This window comes from Paraburkholderia sp. HC6.4b, assembly GCF_014200875.1.
Lineage (GTDB): Bacteria > Pseudomonadota > Gammaproteobacteria > Burkholderiales > Burkholderiaceae > Paraburkholderia > Paraburkholderia tuberum.
Map to the genome: position 1 here is coordinate 45,443 of NZ_JACHDC010000014.1, position 21,044 is coordinate 66,486.

At 64.8% G+C, this 21,044-nt stretch carries 14 protein-coding genes; 8 read left to right on the plus strand and 6 right to left on the minus strand.

The window, feature by feature from the left end:
- Nucleotides 1-477: 477 nt before the first annotated feature.
- Both HDG34_RS21200 and HDG34_RS39860 read right to left on the minus strand, forming a co-directional pair.
- On the minus strand, nucleotides 478-1,227 hold the full coding sequence (locus HDG34_RS21200) for a serine hydrolase (protein WP_311734823.1): 750 nt from the start codon (nucleotides 1,225-1,227) through the stop codon (nucleotides 478-480).
- Between the two features lie 839 nt (nucleotides 1,228-2,066).
- A complete protein-coding gene (locus HDG34_RS39860; RefSeq protein ID WP_311735647.1) occupies nucleotides 2,067-2,546 on the minus strand; it encodes a group II intron maturase-specific domain-containing protein in 480 nt (159 codons plus the stop codon).
- A 137-nt stretch (nucleotides 2,547-2,683) separates the two neighbouring features.
- Between HDG34_RS39860 and HDG34_RS21210 the strand changes: the two genes are divergently transcribed.
- From HDG34_RS21210 to HDG34_RS21235, 6 genes are all read left to right on the plus strand, one after another.
- Complete coding sequence (locus tag HDG34_RS21210; RefSeq protein ID WP_184062042.1) at nucleotides 2,684-3,115, plus strand: hypothetical protein; 432 nt, start codon at nucleotides 2,684-2,686, stop codon at nucleotides 3,113-3,115.
- A gap of 10 nt (nucleotides 3,116-3,125) precedes the next feature.
- A complete protein-coding gene (locus HDG34_RS21215) occupies nucleotides 3,126-3,623 on the plus strand; it encodes a hypothetical protein (RefSeq protein WP_184062043.1) in 498 nt (165 codons plus the stop codon).
- 432 nt (nucleotides 3,624-4,055) lie between these two features.
- On the plus strand, nucleotides 4,056-4,901 hold the full coding sequence (locus tag HDG34_RS21220; RefSeq protein WP_184062044.1) for an IclR family transcriptional regulator: 846 nt from the start codon (nucleotides 4,056-4,058) through the stop codon (nucleotides 4,899-4,901).
- Nucleotides 4,902-5,334: 433 nt separating this feature from the next.
- Nucleotides 5,335-6,696 (plus strand): MdtA/MuxA family multidrug efflux RND transporter periplasmic adaptor subunit, encoded by a 1,362-nt coding sequence (locus HDG34_RS21225; protein ID WP_184062045.1) that lies wholly within the window; start codon nucleotides 5,335-5,337, stop codon nucleotides 6,694-6,696.
- A gap of 23 nt (nucleotides 6,697-6,719) precedes the next feature.
- On the plus strand, nucleotides 6,720-9,854 hold the full coding sequence (locus HDG34_RS21230; RefSeq protein WP_184062046.1) for an MdtB/MuxB family multidrug efflux RND transporter permease subunit: 3,135 nt from the start codon (nucleotides 6,720-6,722) through the stop codon (nucleotides 9,852-9,854).
- Nucleotides 9,855-9,857: 3 nt separating this feature from the next.
- Entirely contained in the window at nucleotides 9,858-13,184 is a 3,327-nt protein-coding gene (locus HDG34_RS21235; RefSeq protein ID WP_184062047.1) for an efflux RND transporter permease subunit, read from the plus strand.
- 17 nt (nucleotides 13,185-13,201) lie between these two features.
- Here the strand turns inward: HDG34_RS21235 and HDG34_RS21240 are convergent, their stop codons facing one another.
- The 3 genes from HDG34_RS21240 to HDG34_RS21250 all read right to left on the minus strand — a co-directional run bounded on the left by HDG34_RS21240 (nucleotide 13,202) and on the right by HDG34_RS21250 (nucleotide 15,780).
- The gene (locus HDG34_RS21240) at nucleotides 13,202-13,666 is read right to left on the minus strand and encodes a hypothetical protein (protein WP_090804017.1); all 465 of its coding nucleotides are present in this window, start codon (nucleotides 13,664-13,666) and stop codon (nucleotides 13,202-13,204) included.
- 77 nt (nucleotides 13,667-13,743) lie between these two features.
- The gene (locus tag HDG34_RS21245) at nucleotides 13,744-14,307 is read right to left on the minus strand and encodes a peroxiredoxin (protein WP_184062048.1); all 564 of its coding nucleotides are present in this window, start codon (nucleotides 14,305-14,307) and stop codon (nucleotides 13,744-13,746) included.
- 171 nt (nucleotides 14,308-14,478) lie between these two features.
- On the minus strand, nucleotides 14,479-15,780 hold the full coding sequence (locus HDG34_RS21250) for an EAL domain-containing protein (protein WP_184062049.1): 1,302 nt from the start codon (nucleotides 15,778-15,780) through the stop codon (nucleotides 14,479-14,481).
- Between the two features lie 475 nt (nucleotides 15,781-16,255).
- Between HDG34_RS21250 and HDG34_RS21255 the strand changes: the two genes are divergently transcribed.
- A complete protein-coding gene (locus HDG34_RS21255; protein ID WP_409259504.1) occupies nucleotides 16,256-17,947 on the plus strand; it encodes a putative bifunctional diguanylate cyclase/phosphodiesterase in 1,692 nt (563 codons plus the stop codon).
- Between the two features lie 95 nt (nucleotides 17,948-18,042).
- Complete coding sequence (locus HDG34_RS21260) at nucleotides 18,043-19,500, plus strand: HDOD domain-containing protein (RefSeq protein WP_184062051.1); 1,458 nt, start codon at nucleotides 18,043-18,045, stop codon at nucleotides 19,498-19,500.
- 100 nt (nucleotides 19,501-19,600) lie between these two features.
- Here HDG34_RS21260 and HDG34_RS21265 read toward each other — a convergent pair whose 3' ends face one another.
- Nucleotides 19,601-20,977 (minus strand): EAL and HDOD domain-containing protein, encoded by a 1,377-nt coding sequence (locus HDG34_RS21265; RefSeq protein WP_090804011.1) that lies wholly within the window; start codon nucleotides 20,975-20,977, stop codon nucleotides 19,601-19,603.
- Between the last annotated feature and the right edge of the window lie 67 nt (nucleotides 20,978-21,044).

A 21,044-nucleotide genomic window follows, 5' to 3' on the forward strand; every position in this document is an offset into this window, starting at 1 on the left:
GGCCGGACTGGGTGCGTTGGCGATGACCGTTAGCCCTCCCCCCGATCACCGCGCCTGCAACCAGCAGATATCTTGCTTCATGCGATAGCCTGCCGCCGATCTCGTGCCCGTTGTCCTAGCCGACGCTCGCATTCTTTCCTTGACGCTCTGTCAAATTAGCCATCACTCGCCGGGAAGCCGATAACGTCACATGGTCGATCGAAGATTCGGATACCGCGAAGCTGCGAACGTCAGGCACCTAACATAGTCAGCGACCAGCGTTCGATCCTTCAACAACATCGCAATCCGGGCGTGCGGCAAAATCCACCTGCCGTCGCTAGCTCGCGAAACTTGTTTCATTGACACACCGCTGGAATAACGATTCGATCGCCGACCCGAGCTGTGAGGCCGCCGCGCAAAACCGCGCAAATCAGTCAACGGTGGGCGTTGCGAAACGCAACCTCGGCGACGGACGCAACGCCCCAGCGCGTTGCGCGCTCAGCGGTGGCGCATGGTTCGGATCCAGCGCCGCAGCTCGATCGCGTCCTGAAAGTGCGCGTGCGGATTCGGAGCGCCGAGCAGCACGATCACCATCATGTGTCCGCTCACCGGCGTCATCACGATCAGGCAATGACCGGCCTCGTTCGTAAAGCCTGTTTTTTGCAGCGCAACGTGCCATGACGCGCGATGCACGAGCGGATCGGTGTTGTGATACATCAGCGGGCCGTCGCCGCCAAGAACGACTTGCCTATGGGACGTCGAATACGCTTGTATCTTCGGATACCGGTACGCGGCGCTTGCGAGTTTCACCAGATCGCGCGCGCTCGATACGTTCTGCGGCGACAGTCCGGTCGGATCGACGAAATGGCTGTGAGTCATGTGCAGACGCCGCGCCTTGCGATTCATTGCTTTGACAAAGCCGGCACGTCCGCCCGAATAATCACGGCTCAGCGCAAATGCCGCGCGATTCTCCGACGACATCAGCGCGATATGCAGCATCGTTCGACGCAGCAGCAGCGAGCCGACCGGCAGGCGCGAGCGCGACCACTTCAAGCGGTCGACATCGGCGTCCGTGATGCGTGACGGCTTGACCAGCGAGCGTTTCGAGTCGATCACCACCATTGCGGTCAGAAGTTTGGTCAACGACGCGATCGGGAGGCGCTGATCCGCATGCTTCATATACAGCGCGCGCCCGGTCGTCAGATCGACGACCATCGCAGCGCGCGCGAGCACCGCGGGTTTCGCCACGACGCGTTTGATATGACGGGCGCGCGCCATCGCGGGACCGGCGAATAAGGAGAACAAAACCAGGATCAGGATGCACGCACGCATGTCCCGACGCTCACGAAACATCTGCCGGACGTATTGCCTGCTGCGCGAGCCGGGCGCGACCGGTCCGTGGCAGCGGGAGTGGCGGCGAGCAAAGCGCCGGCGCATCCGTCGCGTGGACGCAAGGGGTCGAACGGAAAAACAGGAGTTTGCCGGTGCGTGCTGCCGGCACTTCGAATGTGGGAAAACTCATGAAGGAACGGCGGGAAGCGGTGATATTGAACGACGGCGACTTGGCTCGCGTGCCGTCACGAATGAAGAGAGGCCGGACCCGATGCCAACTTTGCATGGCCACGCCCGCCACGCTCATTCGCGCTACGCACGCGTCGCGAAGCTCGGGCTTGTTCGGATACCGCTGTCGGTGCGCTTGCCCAACATCTGTCCGCATGCCTTCGGGGCGACCGTGTCTTCGGAGGGGTAACCGTAGAGATCGAAACTTAAGCGAAACTTAAAACGTCAATCGATTCACAGGGTCGGCACCGCGAAAGCGAAGCCCGGGGTCAAGCGTGAGAACTCAGTAATGGTCAGCGTGCGCGTTCCGCAACCGGCCCGGACGGTCCGCCGCGGCAGCGAGGTTGGTGATCGGGATCACTTGCCGCGAATATAGGACATTCCGAAAACAAAAGGATGCCCACTCGAGACCGGCGTGATCGGCGGGATCATCGTGGCTGGCTGTTATGAGGTGAGTAGACCCGGGGAGTTGCACCCCGAGTCTCTCGCAGAACCCAACGTGAGCCTCTCGACTCATTCGGCTCCCGTTATCCGACCGATACGCCAACGATACGCCAGTGGACAAACAACCTGAGGTGGGCGAACTTCATCTTGCGTAGCCATTCCGCACTACGTCGCTTGCGCTGCCGCAGCCTCCTGTACTTTCGTCGAGCCCACCGCATAAGCCATAGGTCGATGTAGCCGAAGAGGCTGTGCATCGCCGCCCGGTAGAACGCCCCATAGTAGTTCCACCACCCTTGTATCGTCGTGTTGCATTGCTGCGCAAGTTCATCCAGCGTCGCCGATGTTCGTCGGTGTATTCGCCAACTTCGCACGTGCTGTCTCATCCGCTTTAAGGCATCGCTGCTCGCCGCTGGCAGAAAGCCAGTAAATCGCCGCTGGTGTTTGCTCAATGCCCCTCTCGGTCTAAACGTAAAACCGAGGAACGTAAACTGCACGTTCGGATAAGTGCCAGTGCGATTGCTGTCCTTGCGATACACGATCTTCGACTTCTCCGGATACATCATCAACCCAATCCAGATTGGGGAGTTGAGTGCGCTGCTGACGCTTGCTTGACATCACATCAGTATGAACAGGCTGCCTTGGGTTATTACAAGCTCGATGCAGCTGAGCCGAGGATCGCATCGAAGGTAGCGTACTGTGAATGGAGAGCGCATGCCCATCACAGAACCTACTTCTGAATATCGACCTCGCGCGGTGCGATATCACAGTTCGCTCTGCTGATGCTCCCGATTTATCTGGCTACGATGCAATTCTGAGCGGCACTACGCTCGACGGGGAAAATAGCGCGCGCGTTGTCCGTGCAGCACTTGCGGCCGCCTGCAGTTTCGCCCCGGAACGGGTTGCCGAGCTGTGCGATGGTTTGCTCAATGCACTCAAATCAACCGAGTATGGATTCCCGATCGATGCTTCAGCGCTGTTCAACGAGTCGTATCCCGTCAGTGGTCAAGAATGGGACGACTATGCCCATACTTGGCCGTGCGGCAACCTCTTTCCCCATCAAGATATTCTTCTCGCAACTACAAGGCCACGCGAACGCGTTCCTCCGCGCCGCTTTCGCCGCGTCAAAAATTAATGAAAACTATATGGACGACGATGTAGAACCGGAACTCCCAGCGGGATTCTGGGATGACATCGAAGCGCTTATTGGAAATAGCACGGGAGATGATTCTGAGCTCGGTGGCAAACTTTTGTCACTCCAAAATGCCGCTCGCGCGCATCGCCACCGTCCCAACAGGACTGCGTTAGGGCAGTCTTGGATAAAATCCGAAATACTTCGCAGCCCCGATGACTATGCCGTCACTTACGGATGGCTGACCCTGAAGGCAGCGACACGAACCGCCACCTCTGCACGGACCTTTCCTCTGGAGTTCTCAAGCAATTGCGCGATAGCGCAATTGAGGCGCCCCAAGCGTATGACTTGGTTGAACCACTCGTGGAAATCCGCATTCGCGCTCGTGATCTCGGCGTTGAGACAAAGTGCTCCGGTTTGCATCGCCGAGGCAGAGCACCAATCTATCACCATTAAAATTGGCGCATTGCACAATAAAAATACGCGTCGCCGCAGACTTTGTTGTATCTGAACCGCTCTCCCTTACTTCCCGCAAACTTTGTTGTGCTCCCATAACAACAAAAAAAAAGCGTCACGTTGCCGTGACGCCTTAAAAAGTTCTAGCCATTCCGAGGGCCGTGCTAGAACCTGAGAGAAGATATTCGAAAGGCTCGAGCGCATTGGACGGGCAACCGATCCTGGATTTTAGGATTTTTCCCCTCGCGCGCACCAAAATGCAGCGGAGACAAGCGACTTTCGAAATGCGGTTCCATTTTTTATGGTTATGCTGACTAAGTCAAGCAAAAAGAAGTAGTCGACCATCGATCGGCAATTTCTTCCGATACAATGACTTTTCTTAAAAATGTATGAATGGGTGCCCCGGTTTGGAGATGTCCCTGCCTCTGTGAGCGGCCGTCAACAGGTTGTCGCACGAACAATTTGAAATGCTGTTCCATAAAAACGCATGAACCGATCCACTCCCAACCAACCCGTCGCCGCCAAGGTCCCCGCCAGCAAAGACCGAGACGGCCCGGGCGATGAAGTCACCGCGCTCGCGCGCGGCCTGACCGTACTGCGCGCCGTCGCTGCCGCGCACGCACCACTCAGCAATCGCGAACTCGCCGAGTTGACCGGCATCCCGAAGCCCACCGTGTCGCGCATCACCGCGACGCTCGTCGGCACCGGTTTTCTGCTGCGACTACCCGACAGCGAACGCTTCGTGCTGACCTCGTCGGTGCTCGAGCTGAGCAACGGCTTTCTGCGCAACTTCGACATCCGCTCGCGCGCGCGGCCGTTTCTGATCGAACTCGCGGAACGCACCGCGTTGTCGGTGCATCTGGCGGTGCGCGACCGCTACGACATGGTCGTCATCGACGCGATCCGGCCGCGTTCGGCGGTGCTCGTGTCGCGACTCGAAATCGGCTCGCGCATGAGCTTGACGCGCACCGCCGTCGGCCGGGCGTACCTCGCGGCGCTCGCGCAACCGGACCGCGACCGTCTGCTGGTCGGCCTGCAGACGGCCGAAGGTGACGATTGGGGCTATATCGGCAGCCGTCTCGCAAGCGCGATCCAGGACACCCTCGAGCGCGGCTTCGCAATCGCCACCGGCGAGTGGTACAACGGGCTGAACGCGATCGCGCTCGGCTTCGTCGGGCCGTCGGGCGAGCGCTACGCAGTCAATTGCGGCGGCTCGGCCGACCAATGTCCGCGCGACTGGCTGATCGCGCGCGCCGCGCCCGCGCTGCTCGAATGCATCGACAAGATCGTGCTGGAGATCGGCGGCACGCCGGGGCGCCGGCTCGACGAATAAGCCGTCGGCGGCATCGGGCGCCAAACGGCGCCCCGCGCGGATCGAACGCGGCGCCAGCCGCCCGTGATGTGCGAGAGTGGCGACGGCGGCCCGCCCTCGCCCGACGATGCGCCGACATGCTGTAACCTTCGTAATCAACCGAAAAATACGCGGCTGGACTGTTACAGACGCCGCAACGTACGATCACGCATCCCGTCGCGGGACCGCGCGCCGCGAGCCGTGAGCGTCGTCGAACCGGCCGCGTCCAGCCGCGATGATTCCGCATTGCGTTAACATCTCTGTCCCGCGCCTCGGGTAGCATCGCGCTGAACATTGCGCGGCGCCCGCCGCCACGACCGCCTGACATGCCGCCCGTGTGCCGGCCCACCGCCCTTCGAATGGCGGCGAGCGCATCGGCGGCTCACATCATCAAGCCAGCCACCCGACCGAACCGATGGACGAACAACAAAAGCACCCGGAAACCCAACGCCCTGCCGCTTCCCAGCCGTCCGCGAACGGCGCGCAATCGAGCGCGCCCGGCGCGGTGAAACGCCACCGTGGCCGCACTGTCGCGCTGATCGTCGCGGCGCTGGTCGTGTTCGGCGTCGTGCTGTGGCGCTGGCATCCGTGGGGCGGCGCCGGCAGCGGCGCGAGCGCGCCGGGGGCGCCGAGCGGCGCGCGCAGCGGCCGCTTCGGCCGCGGCGGCCCGAACGCGATGGCCAACATGGCGCAGCCGGTGCACGTCGCCGCCGCGACGCAGGGCGAGATGCCGGTCGTGCTGACTGCGCTCGGCACGGTCACGCCGCTCGCCACCGTCACCGTGCTGCCGCAACTGAGCGGCGTGCTGCAGGACGTCTATTTCAAGGAAGGCCAGATGGTCAAGAAGGGCGACGTACTGGCCCAGATCGACCCGCGCCCGTACGAAATTTCGCTGCGCAACGCCGAGGGCACGCTGGTGCGCGACGAGGCGCTGCTCGCCACCGCGCGTCTCGATCTGAAGCGCTATCAGACGCTGCTCACGCAGGACTCGATCGCGAGTCAGCAGGTCGACACGCAGGCGTCGCTGGTGCGGCAATACGAAGGCACGGTGAAGTCCGACCAGGCGAACATCGACAGCTTCAAGCTCGACCTCGTGTACGCGCGCATCACCGCGCCGGTGTCGGGACGCGTCGGTCTGCGTCAGGTCGACCCGGGCAACTACGTGACCTCGGGCCTCACCAACGGCATCGTCGTGATTACGCAGCTCGATCCGATCAGCGTGTTGTTCACGACTTCCGAAGACAATCTGCAGCAGATCATCCAGCACACGCAGAACGGCGAGTCGCTGTCGGCCACCGCGTACGACCGCAGCAACACGCATCCGCTCGAAGTCGGCTCGCTAAAGACGATGGACAATCAGATCGACACGACCACCGGCACGATCAAACTGCGCGCGATCTTCGAGAACAAGGACAACGGCCTGTTCCCGAACCAGTTCGTCAACACTCGCCTGCTCGTCGATACGATCAGGAACGCGGTGATCGTGCCGACCTCGGCGGTGCTCAACGGCTCGATGGGTACCTTCGTGTACGTCGTGAAGCCCGACAACACGGTCACCGTGCGCCAGGTCAAGGTCGGCCCGGTCGACGGCGAGCGCACCAGCATCCAGTCGGGCCTCGCGGTCGGCGAGCGCGTCGTGATCGACGGTTCGGACCGGCTGCGCGAAGGCGCGAAGATCACGATTCCGGCCGAGCGGCCGCGTGGCGCGTCCGGCGCATCGGCCGCATCCGGCGCGCACGCGCATCGCGGCCGGCACGCGGCGCAAGCATCGCAATAAAGTAAAGGCACGGCACTTACCGCATGAATCCATCCCGCGCTTTTATTCTGCGTCCTGTCGGCACCGCGCTGCTGATGGCGGCGATCATGCTGGTCGGCCTCGTCGCGCTGCGCTTTCTGCCGCTGTCCGCGCTGCCCGAGGTCGACTATCCGACGATCCAGGTGCAGACCTTCTATCCGGGCGCGAGCCCGGACGTGATGACGTCGTCCGTGACGGCGCCGCTCGAGAGGCAATTCGGGCAGATGCCGTCGCTGAACCAGATGTCGTCGCAAAGCTCGGCCGGCTCGTCGATCATCACGCTGCAGTTCAGCCTCGACCTGCCGCTCGACATCGCCGAGCAGGAGGTCCAGGCGGCGATCAACGCGGCGGGCAACCTGCTGCCGTCCGACCTGCCCGCGCCGCCGATCTACGCGAAGGTCAACCCGGCCGACGCGCCGATCATCACGCTCGCGATCACGTCGAAGACACTGCCGCTCACGCAGGTGCAGGATCTCGCCGACACGCGTCTCGCGCAGAAGATTTCGCAGGTCGCCGGGGTGGGTCTCGTGAGCCTGTCGGGCGGCCAGCGCCCGGCGATCCGCATTCAGGCGAACCCGCGCGCGCTCGCCGCGTACGGCCTGAATCTCGACGACCTGCGCACCACTGTCTCGAACCTGAACGTCAATACGCCGAAGGGCAATTTCGACGGTCCGACGCGCAACTACACGATCAACTCGAACGACCAGTTGACCGACGCCGACGAATACAAGAGCGCCGTGGTCGCGTACAAGAGCGGCCGTCCGGTGATGCTGACCGACGTCGCGAGCATCGTGGCGGGACCGGAGAATACGAAGCTCGGCGCGTGGGTCGACAACACGCCCGCGATCATCCTGAACGTGCAGCGCCAGCCAGGCGCGAACGTGATCCAGGTGGTCGACAGCATCAAGGCGCTGCTGCCGCAGTTGCAGCAGTCGCTGCCCGCCGCGCTCGACGTCGAGGTCGTCACCGACCGCACCACGACGATCCGCGCGTCGGTGCGCGACGTGCAGTTCGAACTGGCGATGTCGGTCGTGCTGGTCGTGCTGGTGATGTACCTGTTCCTCGCCAACGTCTACGCGACGATCATTCCGAGCCTGTCGGTGCCGCTGTCGCTGATCGGCACGCTCGCGGTGATGTACCTGTGCGGCTTCTCGCTCGACAACCTGTCGCTGATGGCACTGACCATCGCCACCGGCTTCGTCGTCGACGACGCGATCGTGATGATCGAGAACATCGCGCGCTACGTCGAGCAAGGCGACACGGCGCTCGAAGCCGCGCTGAAGGGCTCGAAGCAGATCGGCTTCACGATCATTTCGCTGACGGTCTCGCTGATCGCGGTGCTGATTCCGCTGCTCTTCATGGGCGACGTGGTCGGGCGCCTGTTCCACGAATTCGCGATCACGCTCGCGGTGACGATCGTCATCTCGGCGGTCGTGTCGCTGACGCTCGTGCCGATGATGTGCGCGAAGCTGTTGCGCCACACGCCGCCGCACGACAGTCACCGTTTCGAGGCGAAGGCGCACCGCTTCATCGACTGGGTGATCGCGCGCTACGCGGTCGCGCTCACGTGGGTGCTGAACCGTCAGCGCTCCACGCTGGTCGTCGCGGTGCTCACGCTGGTGCTGACCGGCCTGCTGTACGTGTTCGTGCCGAAGGGCTTCTTCCCGGTGCAGGACACCGGCGTGATCCAGGCGATCACGCAGATGCCGCAGTCGGTGTCGTTCGCATCGATGGCCGAGCGTCAGCAGGCGCTCGCCGACCAGATCCTGAAGAACCCGGACGTCGAAAGCCTGACCTCGTTCATCGGCGTGGACGGCAGCAACATCACGCTGAACAGCGGCCGCATGCTGATCAACCTGAAGCCGCGCGACGACCGCAGCAATACCGCGAGCGAGGTGATCCGCCAGTTGCAGAAAGACGTCGCGCATATTCCGGGCGCGTCGCTGTACATGCAGCCGGTGCAGGACCTGACGATCGACTCGACCGTCAGCCCGACGCAGTATCAGTTCATGCTGACCGATCCGAACATCAGCGAATTCACCACGTGGGTGCCGAAGCTGGTCGACCGGTTGAAGCAGTCGCCCGAGCTTGCGGACGTCGCGACCAATCTGCAGGACAACGGCCGCTCGGTGTTCATCGAGATCGACCGCGCGACCGCCGCGCGCTTCGGCATCACACCGGCCACGATCGACAACGCGTTGTACGATGCGTTCGGCCAGCGCATCATTTCGACGATCTTCACGCAGTCGAACCAGTACCGCGTGATTCTCGAAGCGCAGCCGACGATGCAGCACTACACCACGTCGCTGAACTCGATCTACCTGCCCTCTTCCACGTCGACAGGCGGCCAGGTGCCGCTGTCGTCGATCGCGAAGTTCATCGAGCAACCCGCGCCGCTGCTGGTCACTCACCTGAGCCAGTTCCCGGCCACCACGGTGTCGTTCAACCTCGCGCCGGGTTCGTCGCTCGGCGCGGCGGTCAAGGCGATCCAGCAGGCCGAGAAGGACGTCGGTCTGCCCGCGTCGTTCCAGACGCGCTTCCAGGGCGCGGCGCTCGCGTTCCAGGCGTCGCTCGCCAACGAGCTGTTCCTGATCCTCGCGGCGATCGTCACGATGTACATCGTGCTCGGCGTGCTGTACGAGAGCTTCATCCATCCGATCACGATTCTGTCGACGCTGCCGTCGGCCGGCGTCGGCGCGCTGCTCGCGCTGCTGATCACCGGCCACGATCTCGACATCATCGGCATCATCGGCATCGTGCTGCTGATCGGTATCGTGAAGAAGAACGCGATCATGATGATCGACTTCGCGCTCTACGCCGAGCGCGAGGAAGGCAAGCCGCCGCGCGAGGCGATCTACCAGGCGTGTCTGCTGCGCTTCCGGCCGATCCTGATGACCACGCTCGCCGCGCTGCTCGGCGCGCTGCCGCTGATGCTCGGCACCGGCGCGGGCTCGGAGCTGCGCCGGCCGCTCGGTATCGCAATCGCCGGCGGCCTCATCGTGAGCCAGTTGCTGACCCTGTTCACGACGCCGGTGATCTACCTCGCGTTCGATTCGCTCGGCCGCCGGCTGCGCGAGCGCTTTAACCGCGGCGATTCGTCCGGTAGCGCCACGCCGCCCGCCACCGATGCAGGGAACTGAGCGATGAACCTGTCGCGTCCGTTTATCTCCCGTCCGGTCGCCACCACGCTGCTGGCGATCGGCATCGCGTTGTCGGGGGTATTCGCGTTCACGAAGCTGCCGGTCGCGCCGCTGCCGCAGGTCGACTTCCCGACCATCTCGGTGCAGGCGACGCTGCCGGGCGCAAGCCCGGAGACCGTCGCGACGAGCGTCGCGAGTCCGCTCGAGCGGCATCTCGGCTCGATCGCCGACGTCACCGAGATGACCTCGCAGAGCTCGGTCGGCTCGACGCGCATCACGCTGCAGTTCGGCCTGAACCGCAACATCGACGGCGCCGCGCGCGACGTGCAGGCGGCGATCAACGCGGCGCGCGCCGACCTGCCCGCGAGCCTGCGCAGCAACCCGACCTACCACAAGGTCAACCCGGCCGACGCGCCGATCCTGATTCTCGCGCTGACGTCGAGCACGCTGACGGCGGGCCAGCTCTACGATTCGGCCGCGACGGTGCTGCAGCAGTCGTTGTCGCAGGTGCAGGGGGTTGGCGAAGTGGATGTCAGCGGTTCGGCGAATCCGGCCGTGCGCGTCGAGTTGCTGCCGCATGCGCTGTCGCATTACGGCATCGGCCTCGAGGACGTGCGCGCGGCGCTCGCTGCGGCCAATGCGAACAGCCCGAAGGGCTCGATCGAGTTCGGCGAGAACCGCGTACAGCTGTACACCAACGACCAGGCGAGCAAGGCGTCGCAGTACAAGGACCTCGTCATTGCCTATCGCAACGGCGCGCCGGTCAAACTCTCCGACATGGGCGAAGTCGTCGATTCGGTCGAAGATCTGCGCAATCTCGGTCTCTTCAATGGCAAGCGCTCGGTGCTCGTGATCCTGTACCGGCAGCCGGGCGCGAATATCATCGAGACCGTCGACCGCGTGAAGGCGATGCTGCCGCAACTGCACGCGTCGCTGCCCGCCGACGTCGACATCGCGCCGACCTCGGACCGCTCGACGACGATCCGCGCGTCGTTGAGGGACACCGAGCGCACGCTCGTGATCGCGGTCACGCTCGTCGTGATGGTGGTGTTCCTGTTCCTGCGCAACTGGCGCGCCACGCTGATTCCGAGCGTGGCCGTGCCGATCTCGATCGTCGGCACGTTCGGCGCGATGTACCTGATGGGCTTCTCGATCGACAATCTGTCGCTGATGGCGTTGACCATCGCGACCGGCTTCGTCGTCGACGACGCGATCGTCGTGCTCGAAAACATCTCGCGCCACATCGAAGACGGCGTGCCGCGCATGAAGGCCGCGTTCATCGGCGCGCGCGAGGTCGGCTTCACGGTGATGTCGATCAGCATCTCGCTCGTCGCCGTGTTCCTGCCGATCCTGCTGATGGGCGGCATCGTCGGGCGGCTGTTCCGCGAGTTCGCGCTGACGCTGTCGCTGGCGATCGCGGTGTCGCTGGTCGTATCGCTGACGCTCACGCCGATGATGTGCTCGCGCCTGCTGCGCGAGCCGCACGAAAAGCATGAGGAAAACCGCTTCGGCCGCTGGCTCGAACGCGGCTTCACGTCGATGCATCGCGGCTACGAGCGCACGCTCGGCTGGGCGCTCGTGCATCCGCTCCTGATCGTCATGGTTCTGCTGCTGACCATCGCGCTGAACGTGGCGCTTTATATCATCGTGCCAAAGGGCTTCTTCCCGCAGCAGGACACGGGGCGCCTGATCGGCGGCATCCAGGCCGACCAGAGCACGTCGTTCCAGGCGATGAAAGGCAAGTTCTCGGAGATGATGGAAATCGTCAGCAAGAATCCGGCGGTCGACAGCGTGGCCGGCTTCACCGGCGGCCGGCAGACCAACTCGGGCTTCATGTTCATGTCGCTGAAGCCGAAGAGCGAGCGCAAGCTGTCCGCCGACCAGGTGATCCAGCAGCTGCGCGCGCCGCTCGGCGACGTGGCCGGCGCGCGCACGTTCCTGCAGGCGGTGCAGGACATTCGCGTGGGCGGCCGGCAATCGAACGCGCAGTATCAGTTCACGCTGCTCGCCGACTCGACGCCCGATCTGTACAAGTGGGGGCCGAAGCTCACCGAGGCGCTGCAGGCACGCAAGGAGCTCGCGGACGTGAACTCCGACCAGCAGCAAGGCGGTCTCGAAGCGATGGTGACGATCGATCGCGCCACGGCATCGCGCCTCGGCATCAAGCCCGCGCAGATCGACAACACGCTGTATGACGCGTTCGGCCAGCGCCAGGTGTCGACGATCTACAACCCGCTGAACCAGTATCACGTCGTGATGGAAGTCGCGCCGCAATACTGGCAGAGCCCGGAGATGCTGAAGCAGATTTTCGTCAGCACGTCGGGCGGCAGCGCGAGCGGCGCGCAGACCACCAACGCGCCGGCCGGCACCGTGACGTCCAGAGCGACCAGCACGTCGACCACGACGAGCGCGGCAACCGGCGGCATGGCCGCCACCACCGCGACGAGCGCGGCCAGCATCGCAGCCGACTCCGCGCGCAATCAGGCCATCAACTCCATCGCGGCGAGCGGCAAGTCGAGCGCGTCGTCGGGCTCGGCGGTGTCGACCGCGAAGGAGACGATGGTGCCGCTGTCGGCGATCGCGAGCTTCGGGCCCGGCACCACGCCGCTATCGGTCAATCACCAGAGCCAGTTCGTCGCCTCGACGATCTCGTTCAACCTGCCGCCGGGCGTGTCGCTGTCCACCGCCACGCAGGCGATCTACGACACGATGGCCGAGATCGGCATGCCCGCCACGATTCACGGCAGCTTCCAGGGCACCGCGCAGGCGTTCCAGCAGTCGATGTCCGACCAGCCGATCCTGATCCTCGCCGCGCTCGCGGCGGTGTATATCGTGCTCGGCATCCTGTACGAGAGCTACATCCACCCGCTGACGATCCTGTCGACGCTGCCGTCCGCGGGCGTCGGCGCGTTGCTCGCGCTGCTGCTGTTCAAGACCGAGTTCAGCATCATCGCGCTGATCGGTGTGATCCTGCTGATCGGCATCGTGAAGAAGAACGCGATCATGATGGTGGACTTCGCGATCGACGCGTCGCGCAAGGGAATGTCGTCGCGCGACGCGATCTACCAGGCCTGTCTGCTGCGCTTCCGGCCGATCATGATGACCACCTTCGCCGCGCTGCTCGGCGCGTTGCCGCTCGCGTTCGGCAGCGGCGAAGGCGCGGAGATGCGCGCGCCGCTCGGTATTTCGATCGTCGGCGGGCTGATCGTCAGCCAGATGCTGACGCTCTATACGACGCCGGTCGTCTATCTGTACATGGATCGCATCCGCGTGCGCTGGGAGGCGAGAAAGGCACGCCGCGCGGGTGGCGCGACGCCGACGTCGTCATGACGTAGTGAAGGTGGCGCTCACAGCTTCTGCTCGATGGCCAGCGAGAAAATCCGCTGCCATCGGCGCGCCGCCCGCTCGTTCGACATCGGCACGAGCCACTCGCCGTGCCGTGAGTCCTTGACCTTCAGCGCGAGCCGCGCCTGTGCGTCGCGGCCCTGTGCTTCGGCGCCGAGCAGATCGGCGAAGATATACGCGCCCTGCTGGTCGCCGACGCGAATCTCGCAGAGCCGCTTGGCCGCCGCGAGCCGCACCGAGCCCCAACTGCCCTTCAATTCGTGCGTCCAGTCGCCGTCGCGCACGTTCGGCGCGACTTCGCGGCGCCGCTGCCGCCAGTACGCGAGCGCACCGGCGATCAGCAACGCGACCAGCACAGCCACACCCTCCGCCACCGCCAGCCCGAAAGCGGCCTGCAGCGCATAAAAGGCACGCACCGCGCCGTACCCCAGCGCGATCAGCGCAATCAACGCAACGACAATCGGCATCGCAAGCTCATCCGGCAAATGGTTTTAGTCGGCTAACGTCGGCAAACGCGACGGCGCGTTCGGCCCCTCACTGCGCCTCACTGCCCCTTATGCGCGGCCGACCACTCCTTGAGCGCGTTCAGCGTGTTCTCGACATGCTTGTCGGGCGACAGGCTCGTGTACTCGTAGATGATCTTGCCGTCGGGCGAGATCACGTACGACACGCGATTCGCCATGCCGGCCTTCAACGGCATGGCCGCGTCGTACGCATTGATCACCTTCGCGTCGGCGTCGGCCGCGACCGGGAATTTGCTGCGGCATTCGCTGACCGAAAACTTCGTCAGCGTATCGATGTTGTCGTGCGACACGCCGATCACCGTCGCGCCGTACTTCTTGTATTGGTCGACCGCATCGGCGAACTCGTGCGCCTCGATCGTGCAGCCCTTCGTGAACGCGGCCGGATAGAAGTACAGCACGACCGGGCCCTTCTTCAGTTCGTCGGCGAGCGAATACGCGTAGGTCTTGCCGCCGAGCGAGGCCTCGGCGGTAAACGTCGGCGCCGTATCGCCGGGCTTCAGGGTTGCCGAGGCGAGCGGCGAATGCATTGCGAATCCGAACGCCATGACGGCGGCCAGTACCGCCGGTATGGGTTTTGTCTTCATCTGCTCCTCCACGCGTGAGCGCACGCAATTGATCGGGTCCATCGGAGACAGCTTCGGCCGACGTCACAGGCCTTCGCTGAACTTACTATTGGACCACGGATGCGCACGCGGCGTGGGTCGTCGCCCGGATCACAAGCGAATCGAAAGGGTGCGGCGCGCGAACTCGACGTATCAAACGCCCAATTCCGCCACGTGCGCGCCGAACCACGCCGCCGCCGACAGGTTCAGCTCCGACAGCACGTCGGGCGTCAGCGCGTGGAAGCCCGCCGCCGTCGCGACCGGCGCCGCGTCGCCGCCCTCGCCCGCGACCTCGGCGATCAGCAGCAGCGCGCCCAGCTCGCCCTTGCGCGCGACGATCGCGTCGCGAATCTGCGGCGCGAGGCCGAGTTTCTCGAGCACCGCGTCCGGCGTGCTGTCGAGCACGATGTGCACGAGCGAAAAAATCCCGGTCATGAACGCGGCGTCGGCGAATTCGCCGTCGGCCGGACGCAGCCAGTTCGCGGCGAGTTCCATGAAGCGCGAGCGCGTCGCCGCCAGTTGCACGAGCGGATCGGCGCGCCACGGCAACTCGCCGGTGTCCGAGTACAGCAGCAGTTGCGCCCAGCGCGCGATCTGCCGCGTGCCGGTCGCGATGATCGCCTCGCGCAGCGACGCGATATTGCGCCCGAGGCCGAATGCACTCGAATTGACGAGCCGCAGCAGTTGCACGACCACGCCCGGGTTGACCTTCAGCTCCGCCTCGAGCTCGACGATGCCGGCGTCGCGCGACAGCAGCGCGAGCAGCCGCAGCAGGCCCGGACGCAGCGAGCGGTTGCGCGGCGCGGCCAGCACCTGCGGCCGCGCGAAGAAGTAGCCCTGGAACAGATCGAAACCGAGCTCGTGGGCGAGCGCGAAGTCCTCGCGCGTCTCGACCTTCTCGGCGAGCAGCGTCTTGCCGTGGCCGCGCAACGTCGACGCGAGCTTCGCGACGGTGCGGCGCGGCGTCTGCAGGAAATCGATCTTGACGATGTCGGCGTACGGCAGCATCGCGTTCAGCTCGTCGGACAGATCGTGGACGTCGTCGAGCGCGACCTGGAAGCCGGCGCCGCGCAACTCGCCGAGACGACGCGCGAGCGAGGCGTCGTAGCGCACGGTTTCGAGGATTTCGAGCACGAAGCGCTCGGGCGGCATCAGATGGACGATGTCGCTAAAGAGCAGCGCGCGATCGATATTGACGAAGCCGCGATGCTGGCCGAGCACGGCGGGTACGCCGATTCCGCCGATCGTGCGCGCGACCACCTGCGCGGTGGCCTGCGTGTCGTCGCTGATTTCGGCGTAGTTGTACGTTCCGGCACGGAACAGCAGCTCGTAGGCGTGAAGCGCGCCATCGCGATCGAGAATCGGCTGGCGGCCGACATAGACGTACTGCGGGGCAGCGTCCAGCCCCCCGTGCTCACGATAGCCGGCCGACGCGCCGGCGAGGACATCACGCACCTCGACGTCCCGCGGGACGGGCCGTGGGGCTCTGGCGGACCTGACGACGGGGCGTTCGGACATGGATCATCAGTGCAAGGTTCGGAAAGTCTATGCAGCGCGACGTCATCAGCGTCGCCAAAAAAGGGGATTCGCCGTATTAACGGCCGCGAAGCGACGTCACTTTAACCGAATCGTCCCGGCGACGGCGCCGGGCTTCTCCTTACCAGATGTTTTTCTCCACGGGCCGCTAAAGATTTCCCCGCATGCGTCGTTATCTCGTTCTGATGGGGCGGCCTGCTATCTCCTGGCCGCCCGGAGCGGCGGACAAGCAGCCCCGCCTGCGGACGAACCCAGGTTGCCAGCGACAAACATGGAAGCGAACACGATCACCGCGCCCCGCCGGGGCTCCTTGCGCACGGTCATCGACCGGCTGTGGGCGTTCGGCCGGCGCGAGGACGACGACCAGCCGAGCAGCGCGAAGCGCCCGCCCCCACTGGAACAGGTGGTCGGCGCGGTCGATCTGCTCGCGCACGTCGACGATGCGCTGCGCTTCATCTACGTGTCCGACGCGAGCCTGCGCTTCATCGGCTATCACCGCGAATACCTGAAAACCGCGACGCTGCACGATCTGGTCGCGCCCGCCGACGTGCCGCGCCTCGACGCGCTGCTCAAGCTCGCGGCGGCCTCGGGCAACGTCGAGAAAGCGACGCTCGGGCTCGTCAAGTCGCTGACCTATCCGATCACGGTCGAGCTGCGGGTCGTGCGCAGCAGCCACGACGGCGTCGACGGCTACGCGATCGCCGGCTTCGACGTGTCGTCGTGGCGCGCCACCGAAGAGCGCCTGACCCAGGCGCTGCATCTGGACCGGCTGACCAGCCTGCCGAACCAGTCGGGCTTGCTGCACGCGTTGCTCGACGCGCAACAGAAGGCCGACGCGCACGGCACGCCGGTCGCGCTCTTGCTGCTCGATCTCGACGACTATCAGCGCGTGAATCGCGCACTCGGCTACGACGCCGGCGACGAGATGCTGCGCGACACGTCGCGGCGCCTGTTGAACATGACGAGCCCGAATGAAACGATCGCGCGCGTCGCCAGCGACGAGTTCGCGATCCTCGTGAAGCCTGCCGCGAGCCGCACCGACGCGGCGGCGGCCGCCGAAGCGCTGGCGCGGCGTCTGTTGACCGCGATCCAGCAGCCGTACGTGTTCAAGGGTCAGCAGGTGCACCTGTCGGCCAGCATCGGCATCGCGCTGTACCCGGACGTGCGCCACGCCAACGACACCGGCGGCCACGACACGCACCTGCTGCGCTGGGCCGACCACGCGCTGTTGCAGGCGAAGGCCGCGGGCGGCAACACGCTGGCGTTCTACGTACCCGACGACAACCCGGCCGACGCCGAGCGCCTCAAGCTCGAGGCCGACCTCTACGACGGCGTACGCAACGGCGAGTTTTCGCTACACTTCCAGCCGATCACGAGCAGCCGCACGCGGGGCGTGGTCGGTGTCGAGGCGTTGATTCGCTGGACGCATCCGGTGCATGGCCTCGTGCCGCCGTCGATGTTCATTCCGCTCGCGGAGTCGATCGGGCTCATCAACTTTCTCGGCAACTGGGTGCTGAAGGTCGCGTGCATGCAACTGATCCAGTGGGACGCGAAGGGCATCTCGCTGCAGTACGTGGCCGTCAACGTGTCGCCGCAGCAGTTTCGCGATCCGCGCTTCAAGGACTCGGTGCGCGAGGCGATCGAGCTGACCGGCATCGATCCGCGCCGCCTCGTCTTCGAGATCACCGAAAGTCTGCTGATGCACGATCCGGCGCACGCGAAAGGCTTGCTCGAAGAGCTGACCGCGATGGGCATCCGCTTCGCCGTCGACGACTTCGGCACCGGCTATTCGAGCCTCGCGTACCTGCAGCGTTTTCCGCTCGCGAAGCTGAAGATCGACCGGAGTTTCGTCGAGAATCTGCTAACCTCGCGAAACGATCAGGCAATCGTTAGCGCTGTCGTCGGCCTTGCGCAGACGCTCGACCTCGAACTGGTAGCCGAGGGCGTCGAAACGGAAGCGCAACGCGCGTTGCTCACCGAGATGGGCTGCGATCACATTCAGGGCTGGCTCGTTTGCAAGGCGCTGCCGTCCGAGGAACTCGCGCAGCGCTTCGAATCGCGCGAGCTTCAGTTGCACGGCGCGTAACGGGCGATGCAGACACGACGCCCAGGCAGCGCAACAAGCCGGCTCACGACCGGCATGGCATTCACTGGAACACGTATGGCTTTTGCGGGACTCACATGGTAAAGGCGGCAGTGCTCGACCGGCTCTGGACGCGAATGAGCGAGCGCGGCGATTTCCCTATGCTGTCGCAATCGCTGCGCACCACCATGGCGGCAGTGACCAACGACGACCTCGACTTCACCGGCCTCGTGCAAGTGGTGCTGTCGGACTTCGCGCTCACCCAGAAGGTGCTGCGCCTCGCGAACTCGGCGATGTACATGGCGTTCGGCGGCAACATCACGACCGTGTCGCGCGCGCTGATGGTGCTCGGCATGGATGCGGTCGGCCATCTGGTCGTCGGTCTGAAGATCGTCGATCACTTTCATCAAAGCGCGCCGCGCCGCATCGACGCGAAACTCGAACTGAACCGCACGCTGCTGTCGGGCTGCGTCGCGCGCAAGCTGACCGAGCGCGGCGACCTGCGCGCCGGTGAGGAAGCGGTGGTCTGCACGCTGATGCGGCAGATCGGCAAGCTGCTGGTCGTGTTCTATCTCGACGCCGAATGGGACCAGATTCGCCGCCATATCGACGGCGGCGCACTCGAAACCGATGCGTGCGTGCTCGTGCTCGGCGTGACGTTCGATGAAATCGGCGCCGAAGCCGCGGTGCGCTGGCGCCTGCCTGACACGATCCGCTCGGGCATGGGTGAGTTCGATCCGGAGGATGTGACCCAACCGCGCCAGGTGCAGTGGCTGCGCGCGATCACCAATTACTCGACCGCGGTCGCCGACGTGCTCACCCAGCAGAACATGCCCGAGGGGGAGCGCGAGGCACGCATCGGCGAGCTTGCGCACGAGTACAGCGGCGCGCTGAACACCGACCCCGAGGTGCTGCTGCAGATGAGCGTCGCGCTATCGCGTGAGGATGGCGGCGACAGCGTGATGCGCGAGATCGTCGAGTTACGCGCGAATGCCGATGCGATCGCGCGCGAGGCGCTCACACCCGAGGCGCGCATCGAGATCGGGGTGAAGGATCTGCGCGACCTGCCCGAGGGCAGCCCGCTCGCACCGACGCTCGCGATGGCCGCCGAGACCGTGCTCGCGGCGCTCGGCTTCTCGCGCACCGTGGTGTACGTCAAGCACAGCAGCGGCACGTTCAAGGCGCGTCTCGGCTTCGGGCCGAAGATCGACGCGGCGCTGCCGCGGCTCTCGTTCAGCACCGCGTTCGAACCCGACGTATTTCATCTCGCGATCGCGAACTCGGTGGGCATCTTCATCGAGAATGCGCGCGATCCGAAGATGGTCGCGCGGCTGCCCGAGTGGTTCCGGCGCTCGTTCGACGACGCGCGCGCGTTCGTGCTGCTGCCGATCGTCGACGAAACCGATCAGACCGTCGCGCTGCTCTACGGCGACTGGTCGCATACGCAGGAGGCGCGCCGCATCTCGCAGAAGGAGATGAGCGTGCTCAACGAACTGGCACGGGAGTTAGGACGTTTTTTCGGCCAGGGGCAGATGCGGGAAATGGAGACGATGTGAAGACCTGGCGTGATCGTTGATCACGCCGCTTCACTTCGATCCTTTCCGTGTTTGCCCGCAAACGATTTTATCCGGGCACCGTGTGGGGCTTTTACCCCACTCAATCCTCGATCCGCTCGAGCCCTTCCGCGCTGCGATCCGCGACGCCGGCCCATGCGCCGGCCGCGAGACCCATCTGCGCGACCTCTTCCACGGTCAACGGAGCAAGACGCTCGCATAGCGTGGCGACGCGCTCCCATGCGCCGCCTTCGAGCGCTTCGACCGCGCTCAACAGCAGACCCAGCCTGCCCTCGCGATGCAGGATCGCGGCCTGGATCGGTCGCGACAGCGTAAGGATGTTCAGCGTATTTTCGAGCGAGCCGCCGAACACCGCATCGACGAACGAAAACACACCGGTCAGGAAGGCCGCATCGGCTTCGTCGCGGCCCGCCTCGGGCATGCGCTCGATCGCGAGTTCCATGAAGCGCGCGCGCGTGGCCGCGAGTTGCAGCAGCGGATCGTCCTCCAGCGCGACCTTGCGGCCGTCTGCGTAGAGCAGCAGCTGCGTCCAGCGCGCGATGCGGTCGGTGCCGGTCGCGTTGATCGCGTCGCGCAGCGTCGTCACCTTGTGACCGACCGCGAGGCCGCTCGAATTCGCGAGCTTCATCAGATGCATGACGAGCACCGGGTTCAGCTTCAGCTCGGCTTCGAGCTGCGCGACCGTCGGGTCGCCCGCGAGCAGTTGCAGCAGATTGAGCAGCGCGTGGCGCGGCGCGCTGACTCGGCGCGTCGCCGAGCTTTGCGCGCGCGCGAAGTAATAACCCTGGAAGCGGTCGAAGCCGAGCTCGTGCAACGTTTCGAAGTCGGCCTGCGCATCGACACCTGATGCGAGCAGCAGCTTGCCAGCCGACTTCAGCACGCTCGCGAGCTTCGGCAGCAGCGCGCGCGGTGTGCGCGTGACGTCGATCTTGACGACTTCGGCGTACGGCAGCAGCTTCGCGAAAGTCTCGTTGGGCTGCGTGACGTCGTCGAGCGCGAAGCGGTAGCGGCGGCCATGCAGATACACGACACGCGCGATCAACGCGTCGTCGACTTCGAGCGATGAAGGCAGCTCGAGCATGAAGCGCTCGGCGGGCAGTCTCAGGATCGCGTCGTCGAGCAGCAGCTCGCGGCTCACGTCGACGTAGGCCGGATGGCCGGTCAGCGCGCCGCGCACGTCGCCCTGCACGAGCCCGCGCACGATCGCACGCGCGACGCGTTGCACCGGCGTGGGCGCGCGGCCCGGCAACGCGTCGGTTTCGGGCGGGAGATCGGTATTGGCTTGCGGGGCGGTGAGGTCCGCGTCGGCAAGCGGCAGCTCGGGCGCACGCACCTTGATCTCATAGCCGCACAGCATGCCGTCCCGATTCAGAATGGGCTGCCTTGCGTAGCTGGCGGTGAGCGACGCGTCGTCGGTCGTGCCGCTGTGGCTCAGAGTCTCGATTGCGATGGTGGTCATTCCAGTCCCCCGCTCGGCGCCGCTGGCGCCTAGCCGCTATGTTCTGTTTTTCGCTGCACGTTGGCGC